This is a genomic window from Flavobacterium sp., from assembly GCF_041392005.1.
In the GTDB taxonomy this organism is placed as follows: Bacteria; Bacteroidota; Bacteroidia; order Flavobacteriales; family Flavobacteriaceae; genus Flavobacterium.
Genome location: NZ_JAWKMX010000032.1, coordinates 1 through 15,483 on the forward strand (window position 1 = coordinate 1; position 15,483 = coordinate 15,483).

16 protein-coding genes are annotated in these 15,483 nt (G+C 29.8%); all 16 read right to left on the bottom strand.

The annotated features are described in order from the left end of the window. Positions 1–1,938 (bottom strand): hypothetical protein (locus R2808_RS10685; RefSeq protein ID WP_371271000.1); only part of this gene is annotated, 1,938 nt, incomplete at its 3' end. A gap of 86 nt (positions 1,939–2,024) precedes the next feature. Beyond that, positions 2,025–2,366 (bottom strand): hypothetical protein, encoded by a 342-nt coding sequence (locus tag R2808_RS10690; RefSeq protein WP_371271001.1) that lies wholly within the window; start codon positions 2,364–2,366, stop codon positions 2,025–2,027. A 356-nt stretch (positions 2,367–2,722) separates the two neighbouring features. Then, the gene (locus R2808_RS10695) at positions 2,723–3,421 is read right to left on the bottom strand and encodes an IS1 family transposase (RefSeq protein ID WP_371271002.1); all 699 of its coding nucleotides are present in this window, start codon (positions 3,419–3,421) and stop codon (positions 2,723–2,725) included. Positions 3,422–3,508: 87 nt separating this feature from the next. Further along, a complete protein-coding gene (locus R2808_RS10700; protein ID WP_371271003.1) occupies positions 3,509–3,763 on the bottom strand; it encodes a hypothetical protein in 255 nt (84 codons plus the stop codon). Positions 3,764–3,825: 62 nt separating this feature from the next. Next, a complete protein-coding gene (locus R2808_RS10705) occupies positions 3,826–4,152 on the bottom strand; it encodes a hypothetical protein (RefSeq protein WP_371271004.1) in 327 nt (108 codons plus the stop codon). A gap of 6 nt (positions 4,153–4,158) precedes the next feature. Beyond that, positions 4,159–5,040 (bottom strand): hypothetical protein, encoded by an 882-nt coding sequence (locus R2808_RS10710; protein ID WP_371271005.1) that lies wholly within the window; start codon positions 5,038–5,040, stop codon positions 4,159–4,161. A 134-nt stretch (positions 5,041–5,174) separates the two neighbouring features. Beyond that, positions 5,175–5,660 (bottom strand): hypothetical protein, encoded by a 486-nt coding sequence (locus R2808_RS10715; protein ID WP_371271006.1) that lies wholly within the window; start codon positions 5,658–5,660, stop codon positions 5,175–5,177. A gap of 1 nt (position 5,661) precedes the next feature. Next, the gene (locus tag R2808_RS10720) at positions 5,662–6,072 is read right to left on the bottom strand and encodes a hypothetical protein (RefSeq protein WP_371271007.1); all 411 of its coding nucleotides are present in this window, start codon (positions 6,070–6,072) and stop codon (positions 5,662–5,664) included. A gap of 344 nt (positions 6,073–6,416) precedes the next feature. Next, positions 6,417–6,935: a hypothetical protein gene (locus R2808_RS10725; RefSeq protein ID WP_371271008.1), complete on the bottom strand. Its 519-nt coding sequence runs from the start codon at positions 6,933–6,935 to the stop codon at positions 6,417–6,419. Between the two features lie 11 nt (positions 6,936–6,946). Next, positions 6,947–7,861, bottom strand: coding sequence for a nucleic acid/nucleotide deaminase domain-containing protein (locus R2808_RS10730; protein ID WP_371271009.1), 915 nt, complete (start codon positions 7,859–7,861; stop codon positions 6,947–6,949). A gap of 1,903 nt (positions 7,862–9,764) precedes the next feature. Next, positions 9,765–9,938: a hypothetical protein gene (locus tag R2808_RS10735; RefSeq protein ID WP_371271010.1), complete on the bottom strand. Its 174-nt coding sequence runs from the start codon at positions 9,936–9,938 to the stop codon at positions 9,765–9,767. An 819-nt stretch (positions 9,939–10,757) separates the two neighbouring features. Continuing rightward, a complete protein-coding gene (locus R2808_RS10740) occupies positions 10,758–11,039 on the bottom strand; it encodes a hypothetical protein (protein WP_371271011.1) in 282 nt (93 codons plus the stop codon). Further along, positions 11,036–13,333, bottom strand: coding sequence for a hypothetical protein (locus tag R2808_RS10745; protein ID WP_371271012.1), 2,298 nt, complete (start codon positions 13,331–13,333; stop codon positions 11,036–11,038). The genes R2808_RS10740 and R2808_RS10745 overlap by 4 nt, the downstream gene beginning before the upstream one ends. A gap of 335 nt (positions 13,334–13,668) precedes the next feature. Further along, positions 13,669–13,923 (bottom strand): hypothetical protein, encoded by a 255-nt coding sequence (locus tag R2808_RS10750; protein ID WP_371271013.1) that lies wholly within the window; start codon positions 13,921–13,923, stop codon positions 13,669–13,671. A 501-nt stretch (positions 13,924–14,424) separates the two neighbouring features. Then, entirely contained in the window at positions 14,425–14,886 is a 462-nt protein-coding gene (locus R2808_RS10755; protein WP_371271014.1) for a hypothetical protein, read from the bottom strand. After that, positions 14,883–15,437, bottom strand: coding sequence for a restriction endonuclease (locus R2808_RS10760; protein ID WP_371271015.1), 555 nt, complete (start codon positions 15,435–15,437; stop codon positions 14,883–14,885). Before R2808_RS10760 ends, R2808_RS10755 begins: the two co-directional genes overlap by 4 nt. Positions 15,438–15,483: the final 46 nt, after the last annotated feature.

The following is a 15,483-nucleotide window of genomic DNA, read 5'->3' on the forward strand; positions in this document are numbered from 1 at the left end:
AGTTCCACTTTCACTTAGTTCTTTTACAAATTTAGGTAATCCTGTTTTTGTTCTAAAATCTGTTATATCATCGAAATGCTTTTGTAGTTTGATTTTATTAGAATTCTTTAATATATCGTCAAAAAACTTCCTTAAAAACTCTAAAATTTCATCTAAAAAAGGTTTAATGTTTTTTGCGCCGTTTCTAATTTTTGCTAATAAATCAATTATAAACTCAATTGCATTTGTTGCAACTTTAGCCGTAAATTTTAAAGTGCTCTTTGCAAATTTATATATTTCTGTGAATTGCTTGCTTATAATTTTTAAAACATCGGCAACTGTTTTTGCACCACCAGTAAATATAGCACTTATAATAACATCTACAAGCATACCTATAAAGTAGCCTATGTAATAGCCTAGCGCATCTACAGGGATTTTTATATCTGTATTTAAAAGATAGTTTCCTCCTTTAATAACTAGTTGTAAAAAAAGCTTTGGCAATTGTAACATAAACTCTAAAAGAGCTTTGAGGTTTTCTTTTGTAAAGAGATTAATAACGGTATCTAATACATTTTCTATTGCTTCAACAAATAAACCTAATAAACTGGTTAGGTTTTTTGCTACATAACTACTCCCATTTCTTATTTTAATAAACGCTTGGCATAGTAAACTTAAAATATCGAAAATACCTTTAAAAACTTCAATAATTCCGTTTATTAATCCTACTAAAAAAGCATTTAGAGTTATAAAAGCATCTTTTTCTATTGTAATTGCTAGCGCTTCTGGATTGGCAGGAAATTCTTTTGTAGGGTTAAGTATATTATCTATATTTTTTACTGTTTGTTTTATATATTTTTTTAAATAGCTGTTTTCATCACTAAAAGTAAGACTGTTTACCTGATTTTTCCATGAAGTTGTTTTGCTATTTAGTTGTTTTAAAGCAAGTGAAAACATATTTTTGTGATAATTGTTTTTTGCTTTTTCTTCTAACTTTTCGAATTCTTCGGGGTTAAAAAATAATAAATCAGCTTCTTTATTTTTAGTGCCGTCTCCGTTATAATATCTCCAACGATTTTCTTCAAGTTTAATGTCGTTTGCGCCTTTTGAAATTGTATCGAGCGCTTCTGATAGTGTTTCGAAGGTAAAATTTACAGGAATAGAAATAATTTTATCGGCTGCCCACCAACGCTTTTTTATGAAATGTAATAGTCCTTCATTGTTTTTAATTTCTTCTTTGATGGCATTTGACAAGGTTACAGTATCAATGTCTATTCCAAGTTTAAAAGCATTAATTACTTTTGCAGTTTGGCTCGCTGGAAAATAACTATTCTCTGTAATGTTGTTACCTAGTTTTATTCGTAAAACCGAACCAAATAAGTTACTACCAAAATCGTTTTCTATAAATAGAATAACTTCATTATTATAGCATTCGATACTTTGATAAGCTCTTTCTAATTTTACTCCATCATCTGATATAAAGACAACTACACTTGTAGCTTTATCTTTTAAAATATTATTTAGAAGCGTGAATGGTTTGTTTTTTTTTACATTATTATTTGCAGTAATAATTAGCGTATTTATAAATCCAAAGGTCTTTATAAAATATTTCCCTTCTATTTCATAAATCTTTCCATCACCAATTAAAACCTCTCCAATTGAATTATTTTCAAAAGGGAGATTAAAATCAATTTCATTTATAGTAATAATTTCGCTTTCTGTTATGTATTCTATTTGGTCTATTGAAAGTTTTTCTCCGTTTTCTACAAAGACAAATTTTGTTTGATCTTCATTGAAAAATTCGATTTCAGTAAAATGATAATCTTTTACTTCGTTAGGATTATTATTTGAACTATCATCACTTTCTAAAATTATTTTTTCATTAAATACAACTATATTAGATTTACTGTTTTTATAAGAAATAGCCCCAAAATAATCTAATCCGTAATCAATTGCTCTCATGCGCTTTTAATTTATTCATTGTGTAATATTTTTAATTGTTTGAGATAAAAATAACTCCCAATTTATTGGGAGTTATTAAAAAAATATTACATAGGTTCATAAACAATATTCACTTCTACAGTTTCATTGTTTACGAGTTCTACTACCAGTTGTTTAGCACCTTCTATTACTTGGTAGGTGTCGATAGGGAAGTCTAAATTAGCGTCTAAAAACAGTTCAAATTTACCTTCTGGAAGATGGTTTAATTCCCATGTTCCATTGCTATCGCAATACGTAATATCTTGTGTAACACCTACAATCGTGCGTAATACAATTTTAGCACTTATGCCGTTGTTACCTATTATCTTACCTACTAAACGAGCTGTACCCGTAGTATTTGCATCGCCTATTTGCGTATGATTAAAATCTAATTGTGTAGATTGTGGCACTTCGTCTGGGTTTTCAAACTCATTTAACGAAGCGGTGTCAAACGGTAAGGCTTAGCTTTGCTAAACTTCATTTCGTGCAGCAGTGATCAATACCTTCCCAAGTAATAATGTGGGTGCGACAATTTATAATTGGTTTATCACTCATTTTTTTTGAAATTTTTCGAAAAATAGTTCTTATGTGCTTACTTGTCAATGAGTATTTATACTTATTCTAGTACAAGATTGAAAATAAAAATATCTGTTTATTTTTATTCTTTTAATCAAATATAATAAAGCCTGTATTTAATTTAGAAGCACGTGAAAGATTAGCGAGGCTGAATCTTCGATTTCGCGTAGTAGCGAAGAAATAATATCCTCTAACTCCAAAAATATATTTTTAAAACAGCTTTTAAAATAATTAAACTTCTGCTGAAACATATTGTTCTTCGATTTAATCTTTTAAGATGTGTGCGAATACTCAAATTTTTTCGTTCGATGTGATTGATTCCTTTGTGCTTTGTGCTGTGAATTTCCTTTTTTATTAGGTACTCGTAGTTCTTCAATTTATCTGTAATTATCATTTTAGCTTCGGATAATTCTAAACTTGTGATTACTTTTGAAAGTGTCTTATTGGTTCTTCTTCCAACATTAAAACTGACAACCTTTTTTGTTTCTTGTTCCAAAGCATATGCTATCCAAATGAGTTTGTCTTTTCTTTTGATAAATGTTCTCATTTCATCAACTTGATAAGATTTACCTTTTGTAATTATAGGTTCATTTATATTTTTAGCAATTAATACTAATCTTGACAATAAAGTTGTTGGGGAAATATTTAATAATCTGGCAGAACTTCTAATGCCAATACCTTCTTTGGTTAATTTTACAATATTCAAGTTTATGTCTTGATAATAAGCTTTGTATGAATAATTATTCACTTGTGTTCTATTACATGATTTGCATTTGAAACGAATTTTATTGGCTGATGATTTACCATGTTTTATCATATAATTACCACAAAATGTGCAAGTTTCTTTACCACCCACACGTTTGATACACGAAGTAAAGTTTTCTTTCATATTAATCAATTTAAAGCATTAAAAATAACAGAGGCGACCAATTGGTTGCCTCTGTTATTAAAATTATTTTTTATTTTACATTGATTATCAATATGTTGTGATTTTGTTTTTACAAAACCACACGTTTGATACATTACCTCCATCTATAATATATTCGCCTGTTTTTACAAAGTTGTGCCACCATGCTTTATTTTCGTTAACATACAGTAAAAAGGCTGGTATGATACTTTCAAATGCAATAGTTGTTTCTTGTTTTTCTACGTTTTTAATATAAATAGGATGGAAGGGATGATAGTTGTAGTTTTCAACTATTTCTGTTTCTTTGACATCCTCTACCCACACACCGTCTTCGGTTTTAATAGCTCTAAATAAAAAAGTTGGCTTTTACACCAACTTTTATTTACTTATTTTTTTAATTTTTCTATTTCTTCAGCAATTATAGTTGCCCACTCACGAAGTTTTTGTTTAGATTCTTTAGTTGGTTCGGACATTAGTATAAGAGAAATATCATCATACTCATTAATTTCTAGTTTAAAACTGATATTATCTTTTTGCATATTAAAATCTACTACTGTATAATCCCAACTAGCTTCTTTTAAATCTTCTTCAAATTTATTTGGGTTTATATTCATTTTTATTATCTCTTTTAAATCAGTTCTCCAATATCCACCATAAAATGGAAATGCTATACCAAATTCTATTTTATCATAACTAAATTCATGTAAATTCATAATAATTTATTTTTTGAGTTTAAATAATTTGTCTACATCATCTCTTCCCTTAGATGCATTATATATAATTTCCTGATAATAATTTTCTGGAAATTTCTTTTTCATATACACCAAATAACTATTCCATTCTCTATTTTTTTCTACTCTTTCCAAATGTTCTGCCCATTTTTTGTCTTTCATATATTTTCTAGTAGCAGTGCGGTACTCGTTTCTCAATTCAAATGCTTTTTTTGCTTTGGCTTCTAAAGTTTTTTCTTTAGAAATTAGCTGCTCTATTTTTGTTTTCTTCCAAGTGTACCAAATTCTTGCTTCATAATTAGTTAAAGAAGCTAATTTTGGAGGATCAATAATTTTGAATAGTTTAACAAGTTCATCAATGCTTTTACCTTTTTGTATTTGTTTCAAAGATAACAACAAACTTTCTGCCAAATCGGCTCTCCCAAAAGAAATTTTCTCAACAAATGCTAAATCAATTTCTTCTAATATGCCGTTTTCTTTTAAGAATTTTTGTAATTCTGCAACTGAAGTTAATTTTGTACCAAATGCAATGTTATTTAATTCATCAAACAATTCAGCATATTTTGCTCGTGTAACTCCATCAGCATTTTCAACTACCTCTCTGGCACTTTTCTTTAAATTAGCTTTCATAGGTACAGTTAATTCTCCTGCAAGGGTTAAGAGTTCGAGGTAAAACAACACTTTGCTTAAACTTTGCCCCAACTCGGTTTCGTCTAGTTCGGTTAGTTTTAGCATGAGGTTTGTGCTTCCGCTTGAAATTTCAACCACGCCTGCTGCGTTTTTAATATTTTTAAGAATGTTACTAGCTTGAGCTACTTTATTTGCGGCTGTAACACCTTCTGTTGCTTCTGCAAGTCGGGAATGCTTCAAAAATACTTTGCAGCTCTTAGAGGAAAACCTGATGCTAATATGATACCATCAATGTATTCGCCTGTTTTTAGCGTAAAGTTGTGCCACTATTTTTAGATAGTGTTTAATGAAAAACCACCCGAGGGTGGTTTAAATTAACTTTTATCATAAATATCATCTTCATCAGTAATGTTAGACATGGGAATACCTTGAGCATAAAAAACATATTTTAAACTATCATGAAGATAAGGTATATCTAAAACATCTAGAACGATTGTAACTGTGTCTTTTTCTATTTTAGAACTCCACCAAACCCAAGAGCGTTGTCTTATATTATCCACCCATGACTCATAATGCCATTGATCATCATCACTTTCTAAATCTTCATCAGACTTATCAGTCATACTTTTTACAAACCACTCTGGTAGAATTATTTTCCATTCTTCATCTGAAGGCCATTGATTTGTGTAAGCATATTGAGATACTGCAAGCATAACTTCCTTTGCTTTATCTAAAACTTTTTGTGGTTCTTTAACATTATGAGCTTTTAAAAGAATTTTTGGACCTTTAGGCCATTCACCGTTTTTATTATTGTTAATTCTTTTAATTTCTTCGCCTATTTTATAATGATTATCTGTCATGTTATTGTTTTTTAATAATTCGAGGATTTGAAATATTTTCTAGTAATTCCTTAAAATAACTTTCGTGTAAACCAAATGAACCTTTTGTTTTAGTGGGGTCATCAATTTGAGGACGTGTGGGATATTTTTTTGCTTTATTTTGTTTTACAGCTTCACTTTTAATTTTGTCTAAAAACGATTTGTTAATGTTAGCTGTGAATACTTCTGCTTTATCACCTCTTTTAATGTAAAATTCTATTGCTCTTTCTACATCATCAAAAGTAATGTGTAACCTATCTTTAGCAATAATCTCTAATTTTGAATTTCTAAAAATAAACCTATATTTACTAATATTTGGTTTAACATCACCCCCTTGTACTCTATAAAGTCTGTTTTTGCCTATTGCTGTACTTTCGTCTGCTACTTTTCTCAACTCTTCAATTACCTCATCAGCTTGTTGTCTTGTAGCTTTACCTTCTTCTACTAAATCGTCTAGTTGTTTTTCTAGTTTGGCAAAGTCATCTGGTTTTTCTACTAAGTTTTTGGCAGATTTTTGTAATCCTTTTTTTAGTGCTACAGAAACTTCTCCTGCTAATGTAATTAATTCTAAATAAAATAAAAATTCTTGAAGGTTTTTGCCTGTTTCGGTATCTTCTAAACCTGTAATTTTCAGTAATGCACTAACTGTACCAGAAGTTAATTCTACAACACCTGGTGTTCTTTTTACATCATTATTTTAATAAAAAAACCGATCAAATTATTGAACGGTTCTTGATTTTAAAGTGCTCCAATTTCTCTCTCTAGAACTTCTGACGACCAAGATGTTTCCATTATACTTGGTTCTATTTCTAAAAACATTTCTTTTAATTTGGCTGCATATTTTTTATAATTTTCATTAACATAATATTCTCCAAAAATTTCTTCGCCTTCAATTTCTTCTGAAAAATAATACATTACAAAAAGGCATTCTATATATTTTTTTATAGAGGTATTAACTGGAAAAATTTCTTTATCACTTTTATCAAAACCAAAAACTTTATTTCCTTTTGATGTATCAATGAAATAGAATGTATTTATCCAAGGAGATTTACCAAATTGTATTTTAGTATCATCTATTTTTATCAACTTACCGTCTGTTATTAATCTCCCTTGATGATAACTATAAACACCATACGTTTTTAAAATACTTTTAGTTTCTCCATCTAATTTTGGAAAATCATCTACATTGGTAAATTTTTTAAATTCGCCAAACCCTTTATCTTTGTCTATATACTTTATTTTTTCTTCAAATGTCATTTCTACGTTTTTTATTTGTTAAAATATTTATTTGGATCAATTTCTACATTATCAATATATCTATCTAAGTCAAATTTTCGATCATTAATTGATTTGTCTCTCACACTTTGTAAATTATCTCCTAATTTGCCTGGATATTCGTAGCTATATTCTTTAATTGCTTTAGGAAAATTTGAATGAATCATTTCATTACAATTATGTCCTTTAAAATGACAAAAATTTAATTCGCTATATACCATTGTTATGTTTTCTTTTGGAATATTATTTGTTTCCAACCATTTATTACCTATTGCTTCCGCATGAGGTTTTTCTTTAAATCCTGCAGCTTTCCATTCTTTTTGTGAACCAAATGTAGTAAATTCTTTGAATTGTGTTGTGCCATTTTTATCTACATAAGCAAAAACAGCAATATTTCCATTATGTTTTCCAGCTTTGCCTAGATTTTTTCTATATGCAATTGCATAAGTGCTTAATATGCTTTCTCCATATTTAACTCTACCTCCTTTTGAGACTAAATTGCTGATTTTGTAAAGCTCAAAGAATAACATGGCATTTTTTGCTCTAACAGCAGAGTCTGCATTTTCAATTACCTCTCTAGCGCTTTTCTTTAAATTTGCTTTCATAGGAGCGGTTAATTCTCCTGCCAAAGTTAGTAATTCTATATAAAACAATACTTTGCTTAAACTTTGTCCCAACTCGGTTTCGTCTAATTCGGTTAGTTTTAGCATAAGATTTACACTACCGCTACTCATTTCAACAACACCTGCTGCATTTTGTGTTTTTAAAATATTTGCAGATTGAGTACTTTGTTGTTCGAAACACCCTCTGCTGCTTCTGGGAATTTTTGCTACATGAGCAAAATATTTTGCACCTTCAGCAAACAAATCGGACAGTGTTGTTAAAATATCAACAAAAAATATATTCACCTGTTTTTACGAGAATTATTCCACCAAGCTTTATTCTCGTTTACATATAATAAAGGCAGGTATTATACTTTCAAAAGCAATAAGTTTGTTTCTTGTTTTCAACACTTTTAATATAATCAGGGTGAAACGGGTGATACTTGAAAATAGGATTATCAGCGCTCGATAACCATAACCTTTATTCTTAATTGATTTTAATTTTCAGTTTCAGCTCACTTTTGTAGTTAGCTTTTCAAAACTCACATTGGCATTGCTAAAATAAACCAACCCATTTTTTCTGATTCGTAAGGTAAAAAATAAGACATTAGTCTTTAAATTAGGTTTTGTTTCGTCACTTGGATTAATGAAACGGCTTTGTTTCCAGGCGCTATAGAATTAGGTTAATTATTTTAACATTGTTTTCGCCATCACATAAATGTAGATGCTCAACATCATTTGTTATCAATAACACGAAGCATTTAATTTAAACAAACTTTTATCTTCAAAAGAATGAAAAATTCCTTCTAATAAATGCGACATAATCTTCAATGGCTATTCTACCATCGTTAAAATTATGCCATAATAGCTTAAATCCTAGAAAGTCTATTAGATAATATTTTCCTTGTGTATCTTGTGTATTATGAATATAAGCTGATTAAAGCTAAGTACAATTAACTTGTTTATAATATTCTGTTGTTTAATAAATATTTTATTAAGTTCACATATTTGTCACAAAATATTTTTTCTATTTTTTTGTTGTTGTCAAAAACAGAAACATCATCAAAACAAAAGAAAATAGTGTGGTTTAGGTATTCTAGGAAGGCTACAGGATGATCGATTCTATATTTATTGCAGCTTCATCAGAATATTTCCTAAAGTTATAGGAATTCCTTTTTTGAAATAATGGTAAGATGCAATATTTATTAGATGTTTTATAATATTAGGCACCAGAAGATGATCCCGTTTTGATGCTTTATAATTCTAATTTTTTCTTCTGAAAACTTATTTTGTCATAGTTAGGCATTATTAATTGTTTGTTGCCAGTGTTTTCATCTATATTGTTTTTTAAATCTTCTTTTACAGATAATATTCGCCATTTTCTATTAATTTTTTGGAAGATAATCAATTAAATCTACATTTGTAATTATTATACCTTCTAAATTATTTGTGTAAACCACTTTTTTTCGTTCAAAACTATAATAATAGCCCATAGTTGACGAAATATCAATTCGAATTAAAGTAGTTTCGTCTATCGATTCCCAAACGTCAATTAATTCAGTGGTATTCTTTTAAAAGGTTAGTTGTAACGTTTATTAGAAGTAAATTCTTTTTTTACAAAGTAAAGTAATTCACTTGCTTCGTATTTTAGAAATAGTTCACCAGTAATTATTTGCTCTGCTAAATTTTTGTAAAAACCGCTTTCTAAATCTTTTTTTTCAATGATTTTTTTAAATCTTCTTCTTCATGTGGTAAATTTGGGTCATTATAGTTTTCATCCACTATAGTTATAGCAACGGTTGTTGAAGAACTTTAAAGGCGCTTTCTATTTTGTAAATAATCGATAATTTGTTTAAATCGCTCATAAAAATAAATTTAACTCCCAATGTTTCACTGGGAGTTTTTATTAATTACATTTTTTACATAGGTTCATAAACAATATTCTTCTACAGTTTCATTGTTTACGAGTTCTACTACCAGTTGTTTAGCACCTTCTATTACTTGGTAGGTGTCGATGGGGAAGTCTAATTAGCGTAAAAACAGTTCAGAATTTACCTTCTGGAGAATGGTTTAATTCCCATTTTTCCATTTTCATCACAATACGTAATATACGTGTAACACCCACAATAGTGCGTAACACAATTTTTGCTTATATACCGTTGTTGTATCTTACCTACTAAACGAGCTGTACCCGTAGTATTTGCACCGCCTATTTGTGCATGATTAAATCTAATTGTGTAGATTGTGGCACTTCGTCTGGGTTTTCAAACTCATTTAACGAAGCGGTGTCAAACAGTAAGGCTTTATCAGCTACTAATCCTATACTTTGCGCTTGAAGAATGGTCATTGATGTAGGTACACGAGTAGGCCATACTTTACCCACTTTTTCACCTTCAGTTTTCGCATTTCTTCTACAATGAATGACACGAATTCATGCTATTACTGCTTCGCCACCATTCCAAATTTGACCTGTTTGCTGTGTAGTATCTGCGGCTTCTTTCAAAACCAGGACGTACCATTCACAATTACTCTAGCCATGCCACTTTGCATAAGGCTTTAAAAATAATAAATCGTGTGTATCATAACGTAGCGGTACATTTTCTGTAGCGACTTCTATTGCCCCAATAGAATGGATAAAAGTAGTAAGACATAATGTCCCACTCAAAGGCTTGTTCCATGAACTTAACAAATGATGCGTAGTCATCTAACTCTGCTGTTTGTTTAATAGTGGCGTTGCCAAAAGCAATTTTTATTATCAGAGCTCTATTTTTCTCATAAATCTTTGCCAAATGTTTTTTTAGCATCTGGATTAGAAGAAATATTATACGAAATACAGTTTTGCGTAAAATAGTCTTTTTAATTTCTCTATAAAACTAGGTTATGTTACAAGAACGTACGCCATTTGCTGCTTCTTGTGCCGCCCTTGGGCTGTATTTTTCAGGAAGCTTCTTCATAGGCTTTTATAATAAGATTTGAAAGGTTTCTTGTTTCCATTAGTTTTCGGCTTCTGGTGTTAATTGGCACAAAGCAGTTACTGTCATACTAAAAGTTCCACAATCAAAAGCTTTGTATGAAACAGCTAATTTTTGTTGAATACCTCTAAATTATCAAAATTTATACTTCCTTGATTAAAATGTCTTTCCCATTGTCTATTCGATAACATTCCCAATATTATAGATATACCCAGAGCCTTCCATTCCATTTAATTATGAAATCGAAACTTGCACTTGCACTTGCAGTGTTGCTTGTAACCTTCTGAGTTTTCAATTTCTCCATTACCAGTTGTACATCCAGTAGTATTATAATTTCCATTAAACCCTTTAGAAACTCTAAGATTACTTTTGGGTTTGGCTTTAAATTCTACATTGTAAACTAGCCCAACCTTTAATTTTTGTCGTACAATTGCGAATGAATTCTCTAATTTATTAGTAGTTGCCGTTCTTAGGTCTTGCGGTATAAGGTAAAACGTTAACATTACTTTCATTTTTCATCTGCTTCCGTCATAGCTAACCAGTGCAAACTTGCGGGTTCTGGTATTGCAAATTCAAACATGAGGCGTTTGCCGTAGTTTACTATTTGGTTTTTATATACTTTATCTACCCAGCGGTAAACTCCCACTACATGCTTGTCGCCTTTGCGGTTATCAAACCCATGCGTGTTATTCTCTTCAAACTCTTCTAAAACTTTTTCAATACGTTCTTCTTTTACTTTGCTCACAATTCGGTCTAAAGCACGTTCAGTAATTTCTTTAGAATTTGTAACCGCTTGGCGAGTGCTTTCTTCTTTTGAGTTGTGCGTGGCAAAATTCATATTTGCTCCTACATCAATAAAGTTTTTATCTGTAATTCCATAATGTGCTCTAACATCAGCACCTGCATTAAAATCTTTGCTATTAGCAATTACTTTAGCTACTTCGCTTTGCATTTCAAAACGGTCAACCGTTGAGGTGTCGGTAAGGTTTTCTCTTTCGGTTTCGCTTGAAGTAGTTTCAGTAACTTCGCTTCTTCTTAATCTACGAGTCGATTTTTCTTTAAACTCGCGAGCCATTACATTTTCTATATGGGCTACTTCTCCTTCAATATAGCCTTGTATGGTTTGTTCTACTTTGTTATAGTCGGCAACGCCTAATTGCTTGATTCCAAAACCTGATGGTATAAAATTTTCATCAGGTGCAACTGTAGTGTTTCCTCCAGTAGTATCACCACCACCAGGAAATTCCGAATCGTTTAATTCTATTTTTAAAAAGCCTTTATAAGCTGATAAAAGATTAAAGTTAGGAATTGATAAAGTAGCTATTTGTCCGTTTACAAATTGAAATGTTATAAACATTTCTGATAAATTTTCGGTTATACCTGTCATACTTAAATTAAGTAACGCATCATAACCTGAAAAATGTTGTACATCTGAAGCGGTTCTTTCTATAAATGTACTATCAGTTCGGGTCATTTTATATTTAACTTGTGCTATTTTGAATGTGTTATCAGGAATACCTAACGAAATTTGTAATGTTCTATTTGTTGGACTTAAAAACAAACTTTTTCTTCTGGTTTTCACCTCGTATTGTAGTGGTAATAAAGGACTTTGTGTATTAGGTACTGTAATAACAGAACCACCTATTACCACAGCTGTTGAGCCTGTATCAACTGTGTTTTGTTGAATTGTATTGTTATTTGTATCTGTTAAATCGCTAATAGTATCTGTTAAATTTGTAAAATTTGCAGAAGTAGTAAGTGCTTTAGCTACAACATTTGAATTTCTATACATTTCTTCCGTTCTAATGTCTTCTTCCTCTTCTCTTGGATTAACAATATTAGTATAAACCTCAAAAGATTCAGGACTTAACACGCTTTCTAAAAATTTTACATCGATGGTATCATCATAAGGAAAGTTAAATTCTGGTAACTCAGGCTGAGGAATTGTAGGTGGCTGGCTACAAGGGTTTGTTGAATCTAATGGCTTTGTTGGGTCTTGTGTGGCACACCAATTTTTTTTTAATTCTTCCAGTTCATTATTATAAACATCAAGAATGGGTTTAATTATAGCTTGATGCTTAGCTAAAGTTTCTTTATATTGTGCTTCATAATTTTTTTTATGTAATGCTTCAGCTTGTGCTAACTCTATTTTAAGTCTTTGAAGTATTCTGTTATTATCTTCAGCCAAGGCTTTGTTCTCTAACTTTTGAAAAGTATGTGAAGCAAAAGGAACTTCGGCAACCGTATCTCCACTTGTTTTTTCCACAGATGGAGCTGTAGTTTTTTCTTCTAAAAATACCTCTTTAGGTAATACTACTTTTGCAGTAGCTCTTTCTTTATAAGTGCCTAGTGTTGTAGACATATTAACATGGTAGGCAAGTAACAATTGCATTGCTACTTCTTTTGCATAGAAATCACTTTGGGTAACTACTTGATAAAATAAGTTTTCCCAAACTGTTTTTAGATCTAATGTTGTTGTAGTTACCAGTTCTGCCTTTGCCTTTATTTCAACATCGGTTGCACTAAATCTGTTTTTTGCTAACCAAACAGAAAAATCATAAAATTCTGTGTTTAAAACTTTTAAATCTTCTACCGTTTTTGCATTAGATTTAAAATTTGTTGCAGTGTCTTTTAATACCTCTTGCTTTGTTGAACCAGCAGGTATTGAAGCAGTTGCAGTATTAAATATTCCTTTGTCAGAATCATTTTGAAAAACAAAGCCTGGTTTTGTAGTAGCTTCTGTTACTAGCTCGGGTGCTCTCATACTTACAAAGCGGAAGAGTGTGTTTTTGATTTCGTTACTCATGTTTATAGATATTATATTAAGTGTTGAAATTATAAAACACAAAACATGAAATCAATGAGTATTTATACTCAATTTTAGTTTTTTTAAATAGGTTTTAGTGAAATAAAATATTTTTAACCCATAGTGCATTTAGAAGCTAAAAGTTATTAGACGACGTCACTTCGAGTAATTTTTCGTAGTAAAGCGAAGAAAAATTTTGTCGAGAAGTATTAAATTGTAAGTTCTCGACACATTTCTTAGGTAAATTTGCATAAAATTTATCCAAGAAATACTCGAACTGACGAAATAAACAAATAAAATTTTCTAAATGCACTACGGGTATTTTTAATCTAATTTTAATCTTTTTTTACGATTGTTGAGTCGGATGATTGCGTTATTATAGTTTCTTGAATAGATATAATTGTGTTTTTAAATTTTAAGTCATTAATTATTTTTTTTTTATCATTTTCTAATTCCTTAATTTCATTTAATAAAGTAATTTTTCGATTAATAAGATTAAAAGTTTGATATGTTAATAGTAAAAAACCACTTATAGTTAAAATAATAACTAAAACTGGTAATAATCTTATATTTTTATTTAAATTATTCATTTCTTTTATTGTTAATATTAGATAAAAATAAAAAGCATCAATCTTTATTTTTAGTATTCTAAAAATGCAAAGTGCTAGGATTTTAATAAAAAAATTTTGAAATAAAAATTTTATAGTTTTTTTAAAAAATACTATAGTACATCCTCTAATTCAAACCAATGAACGATATTACAGAAATTGTTGCCAATATTACATAGAGATATAATTCATTCCCGTTTTGAAAAACCTATAAGTTATTGAATACTTTTTTGCGTTCCTTATTTTAATTGTTTTATTTATTATTGAATTCAATTATTATCTTCTACAAGCTGAGTTTTATTGGAAATTAAAAGCATGAAAAATACATATTAAAAATAAGAATATGTTATTGCTTGATATTCTTGTGACAATATTAATTTTCTGAAGAAAACTTGACGCTTATTGAGCAAGAGCTGTAATAGATTGTTGCTCTTTTAATTTTTTGATGCCAAGGTCTGTTTTTTGTTGGGTGCATGGATGAGGTTATTTCTTTTTACTATTTTCTCCACCTAATAAGGAAATTACTGCTGCAATTCCTGCTATTATAGCACCAACTTTTACAATATCTTCAGTTAAAGTTGATTTTTTTTCAGCTTTTTTATCATTTTCTTGAAACAATTGTCTAATTGCTGCATCTGGATTATTTCTATTAAATCTTATATATTTAATATCGTTTCGATATACATTAACCCCTTCTTCAATTAATAGAATTCGATTTTTATTAAATTTTTCAGCAATTTGCCATTCATTAAAAACGTCGTTTATAGAATGACTATGATTTGTTATTAATCCCACAAAAAACTCTGTGTTGTAAATGTAATTTTCTGACAGGTAATTACTATCTGATAATTGAACAAAATTACCTTTCTCTTTTAGCTTGCTTACTAAAAGTGTTAGTAGGTATAATTCTTTATCTATAAACGAGTAAGATACAAAGACTCTCATGATTCTATTTGTTTTTCGAATTGAGTAAAAGCATTTTCAAAATTTTCTTTTGCTTTATTTTGGATGAAGTATTCGTGATAGTATTTTGGAAAAAATGATTTTAAAAGTGATTCAGATACGGTGAATTTATGCCATAATTGTGCACCGTTCCAAACAACTGATTTCACTTTTTTGTTTCCATTTAATAATTGTTTTAAACTAGAACTTGCGTCACTTACGCAAACAAGTAAATAGCCATCTGCATCTTTGCTATTAAGAATTAAATTTAAATTGGCTGAATTGATATCTCTAGTACCCACAGCTCGTTTTTGAGATTTACACTCAACCACCCATCTGTGCGTATGTTTTCCAATTGTGTCTTCAAAATGAAAGTCGACCAGTATATCACAACCATTATCACAACCAATTCCTGTGTCATCTACATCGATATCTGCAATATGAAAATCTTGTTTTTCTCTTTTTAAACTTCTAAAATATTCAGCTACTATTTGTTGAAAATAGTTCCCATCAGTGATTTCATGCAATGGAGTTTTGTTATTCTTACTGATCATTTGGATTATGTGACATTAATAGCTAGTTAATCATTTGGTTTGTGTT